This is a genomic window from Pararhizobium qamdonense (assembly GCF_029277445.1).
GTDB lineage: Bacteria > Pseudomonadota > Alphaproteobacteria > Rhizobiales > Rhizobiaceae > Pararhizobium > Pararhizobium qamdonense.
Genome location: NZ_CP119566.1, coordinates 288,636 through 308,257 on the forward strand (window position 1 = coordinate 288,636; position 19,622 = coordinate 308,257).

General features: G+C 61.2%; 12 protein-coding genes. 11 read left to right on the forward strand and 1 reads right to left on the reverse strand.

Features of this window, described 5'->3' with window-relative positions:
* Positions 1–103 precede the first annotated feature (103 nt).
* Positions 104–1,714 (reverse strand): phosphoenolpyruvate carboxykinase, encoded by a 1,611-nt coding sequence (locus PYR65_RS01475; RefSeq protein WP_276119616.1) that lies wholly within the window; start codon positions 1,712–1,714, stop codon positions 104–106.
* Positions 1,715–2,055: 341 nt separating this feature from the next.
* On the opposite strand from PYR65_RS01475, the gene PYR65_RS01480 reads away from it, so the two are divergent.
* The 11 genes from PYR65_RS01480 to addA all read left to right on the forward strand — a co-directional run bounded on the left by PYR65_RS01480 (position 2,056) and on the right by addA (position 19,580).
* Positions 2,056–2,790: a response regulator transcription factor gene (locus tag PYR65_RS01480; protein ID WP_200953636.1), complete on the forward strand. Its 735-nt coding sequence runs from the start codon at positions 2,056–2,058 to the stop codon at positions 2,788–2,790.
* A 228-nt stretch (positions 2,791–3,018) separates the two neighbouring features.
* Positions 3,019–4,800, forward strand: coding sequence for a sensor histidine kinase (locus PYR65_RS01485; RefSeq protein WP_276119617.1), 1,782 nt, complete (start codon positions 3,019–3,021; stop codon positions 4,798–4,800).
* Positions 4,797–5,264 (forward strand): HPr kinase/phosphorylase, encoded by a 468-nt coding sequence (locus PYR65_RS01490; protein ID WP_276119618.1) that lies wholly within the window; start codon positions 4,797–4,799, stop codon positions 5,262–5,264. Before PYR65_RS01485 ends, PYR65_RS01490 begins: the two co-directional genes overlap by 4 nt.
* A gap of 145 nt (positions 5,265–5,409) precedes the next feature.
* Positions 5,410–5,811 carry a PTS sugar transporter subunit IIA gene (locus PYR65_RS01495; protein ID WP_037096714.1) on the forward strand — a complete coding sequence of 134 codons (402 nt, stop codon included), beginning with the start codon at positions 5,410–5,412 and terminating at the stop codon, positions 5,809–5,811.
* Positions 5,812–5,824: 13 nt separating this feature from the next.
* Positions 5,825–6,097 carry an HPr family phosphocarrier protein gene (locus PYR65_RS01500; RefSeq protein WP_060640326.1) on the forward strand — a complete coding sequence of 91 codons (273 nt, stop codon included), beginning with the start codon at positions 5,825–5,827 and terminating at the stop codon, positions 6,095–6,097.
* A gap of 185 nt (positions 6,098–6,282) precedes the next feature.
* Entirely contained in the window at positions 6,283–7,683 is a 1,401-nt protein-coding gene (gene ahcY / locus PYR65_RS01505) for an adenosylhomocysteinase (RefSeq protein ID WP_276119619.1), read from the forward strand.
* Between the two features lie 401 nt (positions 7,684–8,084).
* Positions 8,085–10,565 carry a sensor histidine kinase gene (locus PYR65_RS01510; RefSeq protein WP_060640324.1) on the forward strand — a complete coding sequence of 827 codons (2,481 nt, stop codon included), beginning with the start codon at positions 8,085–8,087 and terminating at the stop codon, positions 10,563–10,565.
* Positions 10,565–12,052 (forward strand): tRNA (adenosine(37)-N6)-threonylcarbamoyltransferase complex ATPase subunit type 1 TsaE, encoded by a 1,488-nt coding sequence (gene tsaE / locus PYR65_RS01515; RefSeq protein ID WP_276119620.1) that lies wholly within the window; start codon positions 10,565–10,567, stop codon positions 12,050–12,052. The genes PYR65_RS01510 and tsaE overlap by 1 nt, the downstream gene beginning before the upstream one ends.
* A 41-nt stretch (positions 12,053–12,093) precedes the next feature.
* Positions 12,094–12,831, forward strand: a complete 738-nt coding sequence (locus PYR65_RS01520; protein ID WP_276119621.1) for a nucleotidyltransferase family protein — start codon at positions 12,094–12,096, stop codon at positions 12,829–12,831.
* A gap of 1 nt (position 12,832) precedes the next feature.
* Positions 12,833–16,024 (forward strand): double-strand break repair protein AddB, encoded by a 3,192-nt coding sequence (gene addB, locus PYR65_RS01525; RefSeq protein WP_276119622.1) that lies wholly within the window; start codon positions 12,833–12,835, stop codon positions 16,022–16,024.
* Positions 16,014–19,580, forward strand: coding sequence for a double-strand break repair helicase AddA (gene addA / locus PYR65_RS01530; protein WP_276119623.1), 3,567 nt, complete (start codon positions 16,014–16,016; stop codon positions 19,578–19,580). Before addB ends, addA begins: the two co-directional genes overlap by 11 nt.
* The last annotated feature ends 42 nt before the right edge of the window (positions 19,581–19,622 follow it).

Consider the following 19,622-nt stretch of genomic DNA (forward strand, 5'->3'; position numbering starts at 1 on the left):
GGCGGACTTGAAAACGCGCGAACAGGACAGCCACGCAAAAACCCGGCACTTTCGCGCCGGGTTTCACGTGAATCATGGTCTGCAACCCTCTGAGGGGGCTTGCTTATTCGGCTGCGAGCTTCACGCCCGGCGCCGCATCGAGCACGCTGCCATCGACATGGCTCTCGAACTTGGCGAAGTTCGCGACGAACATATCGACGAGCTTGCGGGCCTGCGCGTCATAGGCGACGGCGTCGCTCCAAGTCGAGCGCGGATCGAGGATGCTGCTATCGACACCCGGGACCGCAACCGGCACGGCAAAGCCGAAATTGCTGTCGGTGCGGAAATCGGCAGAAGCGAGCGACCCGTCGAGGGCCGCCGCAAGCAGCGCACGCGTCGCCTTGATCGGCATGCGGCTTCCAACACCGAAGGCGCCGCCGGTCCAGCCGGTATTGACCAGCCAGCAATTGGCGCCGTGCTCGGCAATCAGCGCCTTCAACAGATTGCCGTATTCCGATGGATGACGCGGCATGAAGGGGGCGCCAAAGCAGGTCGAGAAGGTTGCTTCCGGCTCGGTCACGCCTTTTTCGGTGCCGGCGACCTTGGCGGTGTAGCCGGAAAGGAAGTGATACATGGCCTGATCGGGTGTCAGGCGGGCGATCGGCGGCATGACGCCGAATGCATCAGCGGTCAGCATGATGATCGTGCCTGGATGTCCGGCCGTTCCAGACTTGCTGGCATTCGGGATGAAATCCAGCGGATAGGCGCAACGGGTATTCTCAGTCAGCGAGCCGTCGTTGAAATCCGGCTTGCGGTTTTCATCGAGCACGACATTTTCGAGCACTGTGCCGAAGCGGCGGGTGGTCGCGAAGATTTCCGGTTCGGCTTCCGCCGACAGGCGGATGGTCTTGGCATAGCAGCCGCCTTCGAAATTGAAGATGCCATGTTCGCCCCAGCCATGCTCGTCGTCGCCGATCAGCGTGCGCTTGGGATCGGCCGACAGCGTCGTCTTGCCAGTGCCGGACAGGCCGAAGAAGACGGCTGCGTCACCGTTGGGGCCGACATTGGCGGAGCAATGCATCGGCATGACGCGCTTGGCCGGCAGCAGATAGTTGAGCATGGTGAAGACGGCCTTCTTCATCTCGCCGGCATAGGACGTGCCCCCGATCAGAATGATGCCCTTGGAGAAGTTGCAGGCGATCACCGTTTCGGTGCGCGAGCCATGGCGGGCAGGATCGGCCTTGAAGTCCGGCAGATCGATGATCGTCAGCTTCGGCGTGAAGGCGGCGAGCTCTGCTTTTTCCGGGCGGATCAGGAGATTGCGGATGAACAGGGAGTGCCAGGCAAATTCCGTGATGACGCGGGTCGCAAGCGCGTTTTCCGCATCGGCGCCGCCGATCAGGTCCTGCGCATAGAGCGACTTGCCCTTGGCATGGTCGAGCATGTCCTGATGCAGCACGGCGAAATGCTCCGGCGACATCGCATTGTTATTGTCCCACCAGATTTCATCGGCGGTCGTGTCATCGCGAACGACGAACTTGTCCTTCGGCGAGCGGCCGGTGTGCTGGCCGGTCAAGGCGCGCACGGCACCGTCGGCGGTCAGCTGCGCTTCGCCGCGGCGCAGGATTTCCTCATAGAGTTCAGCGGTGCCAAAGTTGTACCGAACCATGTCCAGGTTGGTGAAACCGATTGATTCCAGCCCAAGGGATGGGTTGCGAATGCCGAGTTCCTGCATGGTCCAGCTTTCCTCCGTGGTTTGCCGACAGAACGTTTGAGATGCGGGACCATAGAAGGAGAACGGAGAAAAGACAAGATTGCTGTCGTAAAAAATACAATGATATCAGTATATTAATCGATTTAAAAGAAAATATCGCTTTTTTAATCGGTTGAAATGAAGCTTTTCGAGTGCCGATTTTTGGCCGGAAACACCCGCTTGGCGTCATGCACGTTGCTTTTGCATTTTACTTCGCCACAATTTGTTCCACCTTTATACTCATGAAACGCCTCTGACCGCAGCAGAGCCCCGGAAAACCGGGCCGGCCTCGGAGGCGCAGCGAAATGGTGGAGCCCTATACGATGCAGACGATCGCACTTGTCGATGACGACCGGAATATCCTGACTTCAGTGTCGATTGCGCTGGAGGCGGAAGGCTACAAGGTCGAAACCTATACCGACGGTGCCTCGGCTCTCGACGGTCTTTTGGCGCGGCCGCCGCAGCTCGCAATCTTCGATATCAAGATGCCGCGCATGGACGGCATGGAGCTTCTGCGCCGCCTGCGGCAGAAATCCGATATCCCGGTGATCTTCCTTACCTCCAAGGATGAAGAGATCGACGAACTGTTCGGCTTGAAGATGGGTGCCGACGATTTCATCACCAAGCCTTTCTCGCAGCGCCTTCTGGTGGAGCGCGTCAAGGCGATCCTGCGCCGCTCGGCCAATCGCGAGGCAGCCGCCGCTGCAAGCACCGGTGCTGGCGCCGCCAGAAGTGCCGCCGATATCCAGGCCCGCTCGCTGGAGCGCGGCCAGCTGTCGATGGACCAGGAGCGCCACACCTGCACCTGGAAGAACGAGCCGGTGACGCTGACAGTCACCGAATTCCTGATCCTGCATTCCCTGGCGCAGCGCCCCGGCGTGGTGAAAAGCCGCGATTCCCTGATGGACGCCGCTTATGACGAACAGGTTTATGTCGATGACCGCACCATCGACAGCCACATCAAGCGGTTGCGCAAGAAGTTCAAGATGGTCGATAACGACTTCGACATGATCGAAACGCTGTACGGCGTCGGCTACCGCTTCCGCGAATCCGCCTGAGGCTGACTTTGGTCTCCCCGCCACGCCGGGCATTGCCCTTCGTGCAATCTGGCGTGGCCTTGGGTTGAGCTGTATGATACGGCTCCGCGCCAGGAGAGACGCAAGCGTGATCTCCATTCCGCCCTCCGGCGGACGGCAGGCAAATCTGCCATTGCACGGCAGTTGCTGCCATTGAACGGCAGTTGTTGCCATTGACATACAGGGGCCGCGAAAGCGGGAGTTGAAGGCTTGGTCGAAGTCTTGCGCAATATCGATTTGGATGAGGGCGAAACACGGGCGGCTTCCGGCCGCAAGTGGGCGCATCCGTTCACGCTGATTCGCCGCATCTTCGGCAATGCCGTGTTTTCCAGCCTGACGCGCCGGATCCTGTTTTTCAATCTCGTCGCGCTCGTCGTCCTCGTCGGCGGCATCATGTACCTCAATCAATTCCGCGAAGGGCTGATCGATGCGCGCGTCGAAAGCCTGTTGACGCAGGGCGAAATTATCGCCGGCGCGATTGCGGCATCTGCCTCCGTCGATACCAATTCGATTACCATCGATCCCGAAAAGCTACTGGAACTGCAGGCGGGCCAAAGCATCACGCCGTTGCCGAGCGACGAGGATCTGGAATTCCCGATCAACCAGGAACGAGTGGCGCCGGTGCTGCGGCGGCTGATATCGCCGACCCGCACCCGTGCCCGCCTGTTTGACGCCGATGCCGATCTCCTGCTGGATTCGCGTCATCTCTATACCGGCGGCCAGGTATTGCGCTTCGACCTCCCGCCGATCGAGCCGGAGGCCGTGACCTGGTCGGAACGGCTGAACTCCTGGTTTAACCGGGTGCTGCAGCCGGGCAACCTGCCGCTCTACAAGGAGCCGCCGGGTGGCAACGGCGCGATCTACCCCGAAGTCATGAATGCGCTGACCGGCGTTCGCGGCGCCGTCGTGCGGGTCACCGAAAAGGGCGAGCTGATCGTCTCCGTCGCCGTGCCCGTCCAGCGTTTCCGCGCGGTTCTCGGCGTGCTGCTTTTGTCGACGCAGGCCGGCGATATCGACAAGATCGTCCATGCCGAGCGGCTGGCCATCATCCGGGTTTTCGGCGTCGCCGCCCTCGTCAACGTCATCCTGTCGCTGCTGCTCTCCAGCACGATCGCCAACCCGCTGCGTCGCCTGTCGGCCGCCGCCATCCGGGTGCGGCGGGGCGGCGCCAAGGAACGCGAGGAAATTCCGGATTTCTCGTCGCGCCAGGATGAGATCGGCAACCTGTCCGTTGCCCTGCGCGAAATGACCACGGCGCTGTATGACCGTATTGCCGCCATCGAGAATTTTGCCGCCGATGTCAGCCACGAACTGAAGAACCCGCTGACCTCGCTGCGCAGTGCCGTGGAGACGCTGCCGCTGGCGCGCACCGACGATTCCAAGAAGCGGCTGATGGACGTCATCCAACATGACGTGCGCCGTCTCGACCGCTTGATCAGCGATATCTCCGATGCTTCCCGGCTCGATGCGGAGCTTGCCCGCAGTGATGCGAAGGCAGTGGACCTGGAAAAACTGCTCGGCGGCCTTGTCGATCTGTCGCGCCAGATCCGCAGCGGCAAGAAGATCGTCGAGATGAGTTTCGCCGTCGAGCGCAAGGACAATCCGAAGGCGCGCTTCGATGTCGGCGGCTATGAATTGCGCATCGGCCAGATCATCACGAACCTGATCGAGAATGCCCGCTCCTTTGTTCCGGACCAGGGCGGGCGCATCGTCCTGCGGCTGACCCGGACCCGAAGCCGCTGCATCATCTATGTCGAGGATAATGGCCCGGGCATCCAGGCCGAAGATATCGACCGGATTTTCGAACGCTTCTACACCGACCGTCCGGATGGCGAAGATTTTGGCCAGAATTCGGGCCTGGGTCTCTCCATCTCCCGCCAGATCGCCGAGGCCCATGGCGGCTCGTTGAAGGCCGAGAACATGATGGATGCGAGCGGCAAGATCACCGGCGCCCGCTTCATCCTGTCGCTTCCGATCGAGAACCACGCGTGACGAACCCGGCGGTCAATGTTCACGCGACCGCCGCCGTGATCGGAACCAGCGGTTTTCTGTTTGTCGGCCCGTCCGGTTCGGGCAAGACGATGCTGGCGCTCTCCTGCATAGCGGCGGCACGTCATTGCGGATTGTTTGCAGCCCTCGTCTCGGACGACCAGGTGCTGATGTCCAGGCACAATGGACGCGCTATCGCCCGTCGCCCGGCCTCGATTGCCGGCCTTGCCGAAATCCGCGGTTCACGCATCATTGCTGTCGAGACCATCCCGGCGGCCGTCATCGATTTCGCCATTCTGCCGGTCAAATCGCCGTTTGAACCGCGTCTGGCGCCGGAAAATGAGCAGTTTTCTTTGCCATCCGGCGATTTTTTGCCGCTGTGCCGGCTTCCCTTTGGCGAAGGCTTGAATTCCTTTGAAATTCTGCGGCTTATTTTGCCTCAAAATGCCAATTTTCAAGGACAATGATGCTTCTTAAGGCAGTAATTGCGGATTTTTAACTTGCCATTCGCCTTTTCCTTGCCAAGATGGCCGCCCTAAAGGTGGACGGAATTGCTGCATTGCGATATCTGACCATCCTTAGATTTGCAGATGCAGTTGGAGCGAAGACACCATGATCGGACTTGTGCTTGTCACACACGGCAAGCTGGCTGAAGAGTTTCGTCATGCGCTGGAGCATGTCGTTGGTCCGCAAAAGTCAATCGAGACTGTCTGCATCGGCCCCGAGGATGATATGGATCAGCGCCGGCAGGACATCCTGCATGCGGTTCTCGCCGCCGACGAAGGCAATGGCGTGATCATCCTGACTGACATGTTCGGCGGCACACCGTCCAATCTGGCGATCTCGGTCATGCAAAGCGGCACCGTCGAAGTCATTGCCGGCGTCAATCTTCCCATGCTGATCAAACTGGCCGGCGTCCGTGGCGAAAGCGATATGGACAAGGCCCTCGTCGAAGCGTCCGAAGCAGGCAGGAAATACATCAATGTCGCAAGCCGTGTCCTCAGTGGCAAGTAACGGGACTGAGGCCATGACGCTCTCCCGCGACCTTCTGATCGTCAACAAGCGTGGCCTGCATGCCCGCGCCTCCGCCAAGTTTGTGCAGACGGTCGAGGGCTATGATGCCGAGATCCATGTCTCGAAGGATGGCATGACTGTCGGCGGCACCTCGATCATGGGCCTGATGATGCTGGCAGCCAGCACCGGCTCCTCGGTTTCCGTCACCTCCAGCGGCCGCCAGGCACAGGAAGCGCTTGATGCCCTCGACGCTCTGGTTGCCGACAAGTTCGGCGAAGAAATCTGACCTTGGCCGGGTAAGAGACATAAAGATATAAAGACTTCTTTATGTCCTGTTGCTCCTTTTCGCATTTCCTGATAATTGAGGAACAAACTTCCTGCTGACGGCGGGAAGCGCGAATTCTAAGTGCGCCCTGCCCGGCCCTGCCAAAATGTCAGGACGCCGTTCACGGCACCAGCCCGGAGTATCTCATGAGCACGACAAACGACTATCTGGTTGCGGATATCGGCCTTGCCGATTTTGGCCGCAAGGAAATCACCATCGCCGAAACCGAAATGCCGGGCCTGATCGCCTGCCGCGAAGAATTCGGCACTGCAAAGCCGCTGAAGGGCGCCCGCATCACCGGCTCGCTGCACATGACCATCCAGACGGCCGTCTTGATCGAAACGCTGACTGCACTCGGCGCCGACGTGCGCTGGGCATCCTGCAACATCTTCTCGACGCAGGACCACGCTGCAGCCGCGATCGCCGCCACCGGCGTTCCGGTCTTTGCGGTCAAGGGCGAAAGCCTGGAAGAATACTGGACCTACACAGACCAGATCTTTCAATGGGCCGATGGCGGCGTTTCCAACATGATCCTCGATGACGGTGGCGACGCCACCATGTACATCCTGCTCGGCGCCCGCGCCGAAGCCGGTGAAGATGTGCTGTCGAAGCCGGAATCGGAAGAAGAGGAAATCCTCGTCGCCCAGATCAAGAAGCGCCTGGCCGCTTCGCCGGGCTGGTTCACCAAGCAGCGCGATGCCATCAAGGGCGTGACGGAAGAAACCACCACCGGCGTCAACCGTCTCTACCAGCTGCATGCCAAGGGCCTTCTGCCCTTCCCGGCCATCAACGTTAACGATTCGGTGACCAAGTCGAAGTTCGACAACAAGTATGGCTGCAAGGAATCGCTGGTTGACGGTATCCGCCGCGGCACCGACGTGATGATGGCCGGCAAGGTTGCCGTCGTCTGCGGTTACGGCGATGTCGGCAAGGGTTCTGCCGCTTCGCTTTCCGGCGCCGGCGCCCGCGTCAAGGTGACGGAAGTCGATCCGATCTGCGCCCTGCAGGCCGCCATGGACGGCTTTGAAGTCGTTCAGCTCGAAGACGTCGTCTCCTCGGCCGACATCTTCATCACGACGACCGGCAACAAGGACGTCATCCGCATGGACCACATGCGCGAGATGAAAGACATGGCCATCGTAGGCAATATCGGCCATTTCGACAATGAAATTCAGGTTTCCGCACTGCGCAACCTGAAATGGACCAACATCAAGCCGCAGGTCGATCTGATCGAGTTCCCCAAGGGCAACCGCATGATCCTTCTGTCGGAAGGCCGCCTGCTCAATCTCGGCAACGCAACCGGCCATCCGTCCTTCGTGATGTCGGCATCGTTCTCCAACCAGGTTCTGGCCCAGATCGAGCTGTTCACCAAGGGCGAGCGATATGACAAGGGCGTTCATATCCTGCCCAAGCATCTCGACGAGAAGGTCGCCCGTCTGCATCTGGCCAAGCTCGGCGCCAGGCTGACCGAACTTTCGGAAGAACAGGCCGGCTATATCGGTGTGACGCCGCAGGGCCCGTTCAAGTCGGAACACTACCGCTACTAGTCCTTACCCGGATAATCCACAACATATAGAGGCCGCGATCTTGACAGGAGATCGCGGCCTCTTTTTTTGCTCCGCCCTTCCCGAGGATTCCCCGAAGGCGTATGTTTTTGGCACAATGATTCGTGACGAAGATGCGGAACAGACGCGTCGCGGATGGGATGTCTTGTCGTTGAGGCGGCAAACAGACGAAGACATGCCGGACTGCAATCGGAATTGAACGAGGCCCGCGTCAGTGGGATTTCGATTTAGCACTGCGTGGCGATTTGCAACCGGACGAATGACCCTGAACGCACCCAGCCGAAAGGCCGGGGCACGCTTCAAGGTATTGAATACACATATGATCATGTGATTCGGGTTTCCCGGCACACCGGTCATCTGTGGTGCAAACGGGGAAGCACGCCATGGAAACAGGTTCTTTGAAACGCGCCGGCGGCCGGATTCCGTCTCTGCTGCGACGGTTCATGGCAAGCTCGACGCTGGTCGCTTTCGCCGGCCCTGCCTGTGCAGCGGTCGAGGGTGCGGCGACCGCCAACCTGTTCGGCTCCTCGGAAGTCGTTACATTTTCCCTCCTCATCGGCGTAATTTCGGCAGCCATGCTGTCGGCCATCTGGCTGATCCGCCAGCGCGGCAATATGGAGGCCGACAATCGCGAGCTGAACACGGCGCTCGCCGATGCCAACCACCGGATCTCACGGTTCCAGGCCCTGATTGCCGACAAGAACCGCCGTATCGTCGTGTGGGAAGGCCAGTCGAACAAGCCGGAATTTCTAGGCCAGCTGCCTGCCGAGACCGGCGCGCCACAGGACGACCGCGACTTCCTGGCTTTTGGCCGCTGGATCAAGTCGCAATCGGCATCCGAGCTGGAGAAGGCCATCGAGTTGCTGCGCTCGCATGCCGAAAGCTTTGACCTCGTCGTCGAAACCAGCCGCAGCGAAATCATCGAAGCCCAGGGCCGCGTTTCCGGCGGCCGCGCCTTTGTCCGGTTCGTGGCGCTGAACAATCTGCGCGCGGAGCTTGCGGAAGTGAAGATGGAGCGCGACCGGCTGCATGGATCGCTGTCCAATCTGCATACGCTGCTCGATGCGATCGACCTGCCTGTCTGGCAGCGCGGGCCGGATGGCGCGCTTCTCTGGGTCAACGACGCCTATGCCGAGGCGGTTGAGGCAAACGATCCCTCCGGCGCCGTCAAGGAGGCCCGCGAACTTCTGGCGACAGTGGCACGCGAAAAAATCCGGGTCATCAGCACCTATGACTCGCCGTATCGCGAAAAGGTTTCCACCGTGGTGCGCGGCAACCGGACATTCTACGATGTGGTGGATACCAAGAGCACCAGCGGAACGGCGGGCATGGCGATCAACGTCTCCGACGTGGAGGCCGTTCGCGAGGAGCTGAACCGGACGCTGAAGAGCCACGCCGAAACGCTCGATCATCTGGCAACGCCGGTGGCGATCTTCGATGGCAGCCAGCAGCTGCAATTCTACAACCAGGCTTTCCAGCGGCTATGGGACCTCGACATGGGTTTCCTCGAGCGCAAGCCTGGCAATGGCGAGATCCTCGACCGGCTGCGCGCCGCCGGCAAGCTGCCGGAGCAGCTGAACTGGAAGCAGTGGAAGGATTCAGCGCTCGCCGTCTATCAGGCGATCGAGACGCAATCCGACCTCTGGCACCTGCCCAATGGCCAGACCTTGCGCGTCTTCGCCACCGCCCGCCCGCAGGGCGGAGCAACCTGGGTGTTCGAGAACCTGACGGAAAAGGTGGATCTGGAAACCCGCTACAACACGCTGGTTCAGGTCCAGGGCGAGACGATCGACCACCTTTCGGAAGGCGTCGCGGTGTTCGGCCCGGATGGCCGCATCAAGCTGTCCAATCCGGCCTTTCGCGCATTGTGGGGTGTTACCGAGACCGAGGCCAAGCCCGGAACGCATATCCGCGCCATCGAGCAGGCCTGCGCGCCGTCCTACGATCAGCCGGATGGCTGGAAGCAGTTTTCGCATCTCATCACCAGCTTCGACGACGAACGGCCGTCCTGCCAGGGCATTCTGGAGCTGCGCACCGGGCTGATTCTCGATTTCGCCGTCATTCCGCTGCCCAACGCCCAGACAATGCTGACCTTCGTCAACATTACCGACAGCGCACGGGTCGAGCGCGCGCTGACGGAAAAGAACGATGCTTTGCGGATGGCCGACCATCTGAAGAACGATTTCGTCCAGCACGTCTCCTACGAGTTGCGTTCGCCGCTCACCAATATCATCGGTTTTGCCGATCTCCTGAAAACGCCGGCTTTTGGATCCTTGACCGAGCGGCAGGCGGAATATGTCGAGCATATCTCGACCTCGTCCTCGCTGCTTTTGACGATTGTCAACGACATCCTCGATCTGGCAACCGTTGATGCCGGGATCGTCGAGCTTGACCTGTCGGAAATCAACCTGACGGATTTCCTTGATGAAGTGTCGCTACAAATGGCCGACAGGCTTCAGGAAAGCGCCGTCACCTTGCAGATCGATACGCCGGATATGCTGGGCCTGTTCGTTGCCGATCACCAGCGGCTGAAACAGATCCTCATCAAGCTTTTGACCAATGCTGCCAATTTTGCCCCGGATGGCAGCATGGTCAGCCTGAAATGCCGCCGCGAAGGCAGCGATTTTGTTTTCAGCGTTACCGATAATGGCGCCGGTATTCCGCAGGATGTGCTCGATACCGTTTTCAAGCGCTTCGAGAGCCATGGCCAACATGGCGGCGCGGGCCTTGGCCTGTCGATCGTCGAAAGTTTTGTCAGCCTGCATCACGGGACCGTCTCAATCCGCAGCCGCGAAGGCGAAGGCACGGAAGTGACCTGCCGCATCCCAACCGGCGACCTGCCGAAAATCGCTGCGGCGGAATAATGCAAGGGATCGAGCTCACCCTCCAGGACGAGGCAGCCACGATCAAGCTTGGCGAGGATCTGGCACTGGCCCTGAAAGCCGGGGATTGCCTGGCGCTCTCGGGTGATCTTGGCGCCGGCAAATCCACCTTGGCCCGCGCCTTTCTGCGCGCCATGGCCGACGATGAGGCGCTCGAAGTTCCAAGCCCCACCTTCACGCTGGTGCAGACCTATGATCTGCGCATTCCGGTTTCGCATTTCGATCTCTATCGCCTCGCCGATGTTTCAGAGCTCGATGAGCTGGGTTTTGATGAGGCCCTGTCGGACGGTATCTGCCTGGTGGAATGGCCCGAAAATGCGCTGGCGGCATTGCCGAAATCACGGCTAACCGCCACGTTTTCACATCTCGGTGACGGACGTACCGTCAGGATCACCGGCGAAGCCGCCGCCCTTAGCCGGATCGAACGCAGCCTTGCCATCCGCGCCTTTCTCAGGGAGCGCGGATATGGCCATGCCAAACGCCGGCATCTGAGCGGCGACGCGTCGGCGCGCGCCTATGAACGCATTCTCGTTGCGGGCGAGCCGGTCCGCATCCTGATGGACTCGGCACGCCATGCGCCAGGGCCCATTCTTCAGGAGGGCAAATATTACCAGCAGCTGGCGCATTTGGCCGAGGACGTTATCCCGTTCGTCGCCATCGACAGCGATATCCGGAATAAGGGATTTTGCGCACCGGAGATCTATGAAAGTGATCTTGATGCCGGCATCCTGCTGATCGAAGACCTCGGCAGCGACGGTATTCTGGATACGGACGGGCGGCCGATCGCTGAGCGTTACCTGGAAAGTGTGCGTGTCCTTGCCCATCTGCATGCGCAGCCCGTGACGCGGGACATATCGCTTGGAACCGTCACCCACCATATCCCTGATTTCGACCGCAGGGCGATGAAGATCGAGACCAGCTTGCTGCTCGACTGGTATCTGCCCTGGAAGCGCGGCGAAAAAGCATCTGACACCGAGCGCACCGGCTATTTCGCCGTCTGGGACCAGCTGATCGATCTCATGGCGTCCTCGGAAAAGAAGCTGCTGCTTCGGGACTTCCATTCACCCAATATCATCTGGCGGGGCGAGCGTTCCGGCTTCGAGCGCATTGGCATTATTGATTTTCAGGATTCGATGATTGGGCCGACAGCCTATGACGTCGCCTCGATCACGCAGGATGCCCGCGTCACGATCGAACCGGATCTGCGCGACACAATGCTGTCGCTCTACTACGCGGAACGCAACGCGCTCGGCGCGTTCGACGAGACGCTGTTCCGGCGCGACTGGCACCTGATGTCGGCGCAACGCAACTGCAAGCTTGTCGGCATTTGGGTCCGGCTGATGCAGCGCGACGGCAAGCCCTTCTATATGAAGCATATGCCGCGCACATTTTCCTATCTCGAGGTGGCGCTTCAACACGAAGCACTCGCACCCTTGCGCGATTGGTGCATAAAGGCTGGAATCCTTTAGGCCGAATCAGCGGCCAAGGCTTCAGTGGAATCCGTGCTGCCATGCCCATCATCGAAAATGCCATGGTGCTCGCTGCGGGACTTGGAACCCGTCTGCGCCCCATCACCGACACCATGCCGAAACCGCTGGTTCCGATCGCGGGAAAGCCGATGATCGACTATGTGCTCGATCTCCTTGAGGCAGCAGGCGTGACCACCGCTGCGGTCAACGTCCATCATTTCGCCGATCAGATGGAAGCGCATCTGGCCGATCGAAGCCGGCCAAGCATCGTGATTTCCGACGAACGCGCTACGCTGATGAATTCCGGTGGTGGCCTGGTCAAGGGATTGAAACTGCTACCGGAGGGTCCGGTCCTCGTCATGAATGCCGACCTGTTCTGGGTCGGCGAAAAGCCGGGTTCTCCGTCCAATCTTGACAGGCTCGCATCCTTCTTCGACCCCGGCACCATGGACATGGCGCTCTTGTGCGTGCGCAACGAAGACACGACCGGCCATAATGGCAAGCTGGATTTCTCGCTTGATCCGCAGGGACGGCTGTCGCGCTACAGGCACGGCATGGACAATCCCGTCGTCTATGCCGGCGCCATCGCCCTCCACAGCCGCCTTTTTGCGGACGCGCCGGAGGATGCCTTCAACCTCAATATCTATTTCGATCGGGCAATCGCAAAGAACAGGCTCTTCGGCATTACCCTCGAAGGCCACTGGCTGACGGTTGGAACGCCGGAAGCAATTGACCAGGCCGAAGACGCTATCCAGCAGTTTTCAACAGGAGCCGGATGACGTGACGGACCCCGTCTCCAACGTCTTCACCATTCCACCCGGCCTTCCCTTCCTGAAGACGCTGGTGGAAAAGCTGTGTTCCGGCGATCTGGTCCCGGGTTTTCGCTATGACACGGCCGATCCACTGTCGCTGGCCGGCGTGACCATTTTCGTGCCGACGCGGCGCTCGGCCCGCGTGCTGCGCTCCGAACTGGTGGATTGCCTGGGCGGCCGCTCGGCCATCCTGCCGATGATTCGGGCGCTGGGCGAAACCGATGATGACAGCGGCTTTTTTGACGCCGAAATCCCGGCGATCCTCGATCTCGCGCCGCCCTTGCCCAACATCGCCCGGCTGATCGAGCTTGGCTGCCTTATCCTGGCCTGGCGAAACCAGCTGCCGAAGGCTGTGCTCGATGTGCATGCGGAGAGCCCGCTGATTGCTCCGGCAAGCCCCGCCGATGCGATCTGGCTGGCACGCAATCTTTCCGAGATCATCGACGCGATGGAAACGGAGGAGCTGGACTGGGACGCGCTCGACAAGCTCGATGATGCCGACCATGCGCTCTGGTGGCAGCTGACGCTGGCCTTCCTGAAAATTGCCAGCACCTATTGGCCGGCACGGCTGGAGGAGCTGAAGCAATCCTCGCCCGCCCGTCACCGCAACGCCATTCTGGAAGCCGAGGCCCAACGCATTGCCAGCGGCAAGGTGACCGGCCCGATCATCATTGCCGGTTCCACCGGTTCCATTCCGGCAACCGCCAAGCTGATCGCCACAGTCCAGAAACTGCCGAACGGCACGATCGTCCTGCCCGGTCTCGACCAGACGATGAGCGATGCCGAATGGATGATGATCGCCCCGGAAACGGCAATGCTGAGCGGCCGGCCGGACGCGTCAAGCCGCAGCCATCCGCAATACGGGTTCTTCCGCTTGCTGAAGCGCATGGACGTTTCCCGCCAGGATGTTGCGGTGCTCGGCGCCTCGCAGCCTGATCTGGATTACCGGGCAGAGCTGATGTCACACGCCCTTTTGCCGGTGCAGGCGACCAGCAGCTGGACGGCCCTGCGCGGCGACGTCGATCCAATCCGCCTGACCGCCGCCTTTGCCGATGCGGCCCTGATCGAAACAGCCAATGAGCGTGAGGAGGCAACGGCCATCGCGATCGCGCTTCGCCTCGCGCTGCATGATAACGACGAAAGCCAGGCGGCGCTGATCACGCCCGATCGAGACCTTGCCCGCCGGGTGGCGGCGGAACTGATGCGTTTCGGCATCGAGGCCGACGATTCCGCCGGAACGCCGCTTTCGTCCACCGGACCGGGCAGCCTGACGCGCCTGCTGCTTGAGGCTTCGTTGCGGCCTGGCGATCCCGTGTCGATCGTGGCGCTGCTCAAACATCCACTCGCCCGTTTCGGCCTGTCCTCCGAGGTGATGAATGCGGCGGCCACGACGCTGGAGCTGATGGCGCTGCGCGGCGGCACCGGCAGCGCCGATATTTCCGAGCTTGAAGCCCTTCTCGACCAGACGCTGCAGCATGAAATCGGCAAGAAACACCTGCCGGAATGGCGCGGCCAGATCGACGATGGTGCGATCGAGCAGGCCCGCGATCTCGCCCGGCGTATTGCTGCGGCAGCCGAGCCTCTGGCGGGCACCCTGGTGCGCCACCACCGAAGCGGCCGGGGGCTGACCGCAGCCCTGCCGCTGTCGCAATGGGCGGAGAAGACCGGAACTGCGCTGGAGGCGGTTGCTATCGACGAGCACGGCAGCCTCGCCGGTCTGTGGTCTGATGAAGCCGGCGAAGCATTGGCGACGCAGCTGCGTTCGGTCATCGATACCGAAGGTCAGCTGACGGCGGACGGGCCACAATGGAGCGATATTGTCGAAGCCTTGTCCGCAAGCGAATCGATCAAGCCGCGCTCGATGCGGCATCCGCGCGTGTTCATTTTCGGCGCGCTCGAATCGCGCCTGCAAAGCGTCGATCTCGTCGTTCTCGGCGGCATGAACGAGGGCACCTGGCCTGGCCAGACGGCGAACGATCCCTTCCTGTCGCGAACGATGAAGACGACGATGGGGCTTGAGCCGCCGGAGCGGCGCATCGGCCAGCTCGCCCATGATTTTCAAATGGCGTGCGGCACGCGCAAACTCATCTTGACCCGCGCCATGCGCAAGGGCGCAACCCCAACGGTTGCTTCCCGCTGGCTACAGCGGCTTTTGGCCGTCGGCGGCAAGCCCTTTGCGGCGGCTTTGCGGGATAACGGGCGCGATTATCAGCAATGGGCGGGTATGCTGGATCAGGGCGTCACCCAGTCGCTGGCCAAGAGGCCGGAACCGAAGCCATCGGCGGAACATCAGCCGCGCAGCTATTCGTTTAGCGAAGTGAGCCGGCTACGGCGCGACCCCTATGCCGTCTACGCGCGGCGTATCCTGCGCTTGCAGCCGATCGATCCCTTCAACCGCGATCCCGGCGCTGCCGAGCGCGGCACGCTGTATCACAAGATTGTCGAGCGTTTTGTGCGCGCCGGGCTGGACGCGGCCTCGCCGCAGGCACAGGCGGAAATGAGCCGGATTCTCAACGAGGCGTTTGATGAACAAGCCCTGCCTGCCCATATCGATATCGTCTGGCGACCGCGCTTTGCTGCAGTCGGCAAGGCCTTTATCAATTGGGAAATGAGCCGAAAGGGCGATATCCGCCAGAGCTTTACCGAACTTTACGCATCCATGGAGCTTGGGGTTTCCGGCATCAAGCTGACCGGCATTGCCGACCGGATCGATATTCTCGGCAACGGAAGCGCCGTGATCGTCGATTACAAGACGGGATCGAACCCTTCGATCAACGAGGCTCGCGCGCTGCTCGATCCGCAGCTGGCATTGGAGGCGGCGGCACTCAAGGCCGGGGCTTTCCAGAAAGCGGGGACAAGACAGCCGCAGTCGCTCGTCTATGTGCGGTTGAAACCCGGCGAACGCTTTGCCGTGCAGGAGGTCAACAATGAGCTGGCCAAGGCGCGCGCCAATGTCGAGACCAAGTCGGCTGAACAATTGGCCGAGGATTCGTTGAAAGAGCTGACGGGACTTCTCGCTGCCCTGATGAGCGGCAAATACGGTTTTGCCTCGCGACTGATCGTGCAGAAGGAACGCGATTACGGCGGCGAATATGACCATCTGGCCCGCGTTGCGGAATGGGCGACGGCCGAAGGCGAGGATGACGTCCATGAAGGATGACGATTTCGGCCCGCTGGAGCCGACGCCGCAGGCCTGGCTGGATTGGACCTCGGCCAAACAGGCGCTTGCCTCCGACCCCGCCCGCTCCGCCTGGGTTTCCGCCAATGCCGGCTCCGGCAAGACGCATGTGCTGACCCAGCGCGTTATCCGGCTTCTGTTGTCCGGATGCCGGCCCTCGGCGATCCTGTGCCTTACCTATACGAAGGCGGCAGCATCGGAAATGTCCAACCGCGTGTTCGAGCGGCTGGCCGAATGGGTGACGCTGGACGACGACGCCCTGGATGCCCGGATCGCCGCGATCGAGGGCGAGAGGCCGGATCTTTTAAAGCGCCAGGAGGCCCGCCGGCTGTTTGCGCGCGCACTGGAAACGCCCGGCGGCTTGAAGATCCAGACGATCCACGCCTTCTGCGAGGCGCTCCTGCATCAATTTCCGCTGGAGGCCAATGTCGCCGGTCATTTCTCGGTGCTGGACGACCGGGCCTCGGCCACGCTTCTGGCCGATGCCCGGCGCGCATTGCTGACGGCCACTGCAAGCGAGGATGACCGCGAACTGACCGAGGCCTTTGCGACGGTGCTCGACCTTGCCGACGATACCGGCCTTGAAAAACTGCTCTCGGCCATCGTTGCCCAGCGCACGCCGATCCAGGTATTTCTCGATGACGCTGCCAACAAGGGGGGCATCGATCCAGCGCTTCGCCTGGCCCTGAGGCTCGGGCCAGATGAGACCGCACACACGGCGTTAGCCGGATTCTGGCCTTTGAAGGGTTTGAACGGAGTAGCACTCGAACGCTATATCAGCATGGCGCTTTCGGCCGGAGGGGCCAAGGTTACGGATTTTGCCGATGGCCTGCGCGCAGTGTCCAAGCTCACAGACCCGCTGCAGCGCTACACAGCACTGAACGGGCTGTTCTTCACCCAAGCGGGCAAGCCGAAAGCCGATTCGGCCTTTCTCTCCAAGGGCATGCGCGACAAGGCGCCGGACCTGGAAGATATGGTCAACGCGGCCCGCGATCATATTACCACCGCCACCGACCGGCTCAACCTGATATCGATGTTCGAGGCCACCAAGGCAGCCCTGGTGCTCGCCGACCGGTTGAATAGCGACTATGAGGACATCAAGAAAAGCCGCAGCCAGCTGGATTTCGACGATTTGATCAACCGCACCGCAACGCTCCTTTCGCGGGGCGATGTCAGCCGCTGGGTTCACTACAAGCTCGACCAGGGCATCGATCATATTCTTGTCGATGAGGCGCAGGACACCAGCCCGGTGCAATGGACGATCATCCAGTCGCTGGCCGAGGATTTCTTCTCCGGCGAAACGGCGCGCGGCGGCAACCGGACGATGTTTGCCGTCGGCGACGAGAAACAGTCGATCTATTCGTTTCAGGGCGCCCGGCCCGAGCGCTTTTCCAACGAGAGCATTGAGACCGCGAGGCGGGTTCGCTATGGCGGCAAGGCCTTTAGTCCGATCCGGCTGCAGCTCTCCTTCCGCTCCACCGAGGATGTGCTTTCGGCCGTCGATACCGTGTTCGAAAATCCGCTTCATGCGCGTGGCCTTAGCGCCCGCAATGACGCCGTGGTGCACGCATCCAACCGCATCGGCCATCCCGGTGTCGTGGAGGTCTGGGATGCGATTGTGCCGGCCGACAGCATCCAGGAAGACGACTGGACGGCAGCCTTTGACGCAACGCCGGAAGATGCACCCGCCAATATCCTGGCGCAGCGCATTGCCGCCACGCTCGCCCATTGGATCGGCCACGAAACGGTGATCGAAAAGGGCGTCAAGCGGCCGATGCAGCCGGGCGACGTCATCGTGCTCGTGCGCAAGCGCGACGCTTTCGTCAACGCGCTGACCCGGGCCCTGAAGACACGGCAGAACATTCCCGTTGCCGGTGCCGACCGGCTGGTTTTGACCAACCATATCGCCGTTCAAGACCTGATGGCGCTTGGCCGCTTCGTGCTGTTGCCACCGGACGACCTGTCGCTGGCGGCAGTGTTGAAGAGCCCGCTGTTCAATCTGGGCGAAGACGATATCGCCGCATTGGCGGTGGGCCGGCCGCCCTCCGTCAGCGTCTGGAATAAGCTTCTGGATTCCGGCGCGGACGAGACCAGCCGTTATCATCCCGTCCTGCGCAAGCTGCAGCGCTACAGATCGCTGTCGCGCACCCTGCCCGTGCATGATTTCTACGCGCAGATTCTCGGCCAGGATGGTGGACGCGCCGCCTATCTCGGACGGCTCGGCACCGAGGTCAGCGATATCCTCGACGAATTCCTGACCTTTGCGCTCGACCATGAAAAGAACGGCCTGCCCGGCCTGCAGGCCTTTATTTCCGGGCTGGAAATGGAAGCGCCGACGGTCAAGCGCGAACAGGACAAGGAACGCAACGAGGTCCGCATCATGACGGTCCATGCCGCCAAGGGACTGGAAGCGCCCGTGGTCTTCCTTGTCGATGGCGGTGGCAAGGCGTTCAATTCCCAACACGTGTCAGGCCTGCGCATGATCAAGCAGGACGACCACCAGGGCGCCATGGCCCTGCCCGTCTGGCGTCCGCCGGGCGCTGCATCGAACCTGCTGGTGGATGCGGATACGGACCGCTTGAAGACGGCGGCCGAAGAAGAATACCGGCGGCTGCTTTATGTCGGGATGACGCGGGCCGCCGACCGGCTGATCGTCTGCGGCTATCAGGGCAAGCGCGCCAATCCGGAAAGCTGGCATGCCATGGTCACGGCCAGCCTTTCGGCCGATGAACGCGGGCGCAGTGCGCCGATGACGTTTTCGGCCGGCGGCCAGGAATGGACCGGCTATCGCTGGCAGGTTTCCACGTCCGGCCGCGAGCTTCAGACGCTCGAACAGGACATGCAGCCTGACGAGCTTCAACGCGGCAGCCTGCCACCGGCGCTCCTGCAACCGCTGCCGCCGCAAAAGCATCTGCCACGGCCGCTCAGCCCTTCCGGCGCGGGCGCGGTGATCGATGAGGACGAGAACGGAGCCATGACAGGTTCCGCCCTGTTCTCGCAAAAGCCCAGCGCCGATACGTCCCTGCTGCGCGGCGCGATCCTGCACCGGTTTCTGCAAATACTGCCATCGATCGCACTGGGCGAACGCCGGGCTGCGGCCGAGCGTTATCTGCTTCGTTTCGTTCCACGCTGGCCGATCGCCCAACGGCAGGCGTTGACCGAATCAGTCCTGAAGGTGATCGAGCATCCGGAACTCTCAACGCTGTTTTCCGACGGCAGCCGGGCGGAAGTGTCCGTCATGGGGACGCTCAAGCTGGGGCCTAAGGACTTTGCGGTCTCTGGCCGGATCGACCGGCTGGCCGTCTCGGAAAAAACCGTCCTTATTGCCGATTTCAAGACCAACCGCGAAATCCCTCCCTCTGCAGAGGCGGTTCCCTTTGTCTACAGGGCGCAGCTCGCTATCTACCGCGCGCTGCTGCAGCCGCTTTATCCGGATCACACCATCCAATGTGTCCTGATCTATACCGGCGGCCCTACCGTGCTCACCCTGCCGGCGGCGATGCTGGACGCAAGCCTTGTGGAGCTCGCGACAAAGTGAGATAGGAATGGGATTGAAAAGCTGACGCTCAACCATCACATG

Coding starts and splice junctions, on each gene's coding strand:
- PYR65_RS01475 (WP_276119616.1), bottom strand. CDS start 1,714: ATGCAGGAACTCGGCATTCGCAACCCATCCCTTGGGCTGGAATCAATC.
- PYR65_RS01480 (WP_200953636.1), top strand. CDS start 2,056: ATGCAGACGATCGCACTTGTCGATGACGACCGGAATATCCTGACTTCA.
- PYR65_RS01495 (WP_037096714.1), top strand. CDS start 5,410: ATGATCGGACTTGTGCTTGTCACACACGGCAAGCTGGCTGAAGAGTTT.
- PYR65_RS01500 (WP_060640326.1), top strand. CDS start 5,825: ATGACGCTCTCCCGCGACCTTCTGATCGTCAACAAGCGTGGCCTGCAT.
- ahcY (WP_276119619.1), top strand. CDS start 6,283: ATGAGCACGACAAACGACTATCTGGTTGCGGATATCGGCCTTGCCGAT.
- PYR65_RS01510 (WP_060640324.1), top strand. CDS start 8,085: ATGGAAACAGGTTCTTTGAAACGCGCCGGCGGCCGGATTCCGTCTCTG.
- tsaE (WP_276119620.1), top strand. CDS start 10,565: ATGCAAGGGATCGAGCTCACCCTCCAGGACGAGGCAGCCACGATCAAG.
- PYR65_RS01520 (WP_276119621.1), top strand. CDS start 12,094: ATGCCCATCATCGAAAATGCCATGGTGCTCGCTGCGGGACTTGGAACC.
- addA (WP_276119623.1), top strand. CDS start 16,014: ATGAAGGATGACGATTTCGGCCCGCTGGAGCCGACGCCGCAGGCCTGG.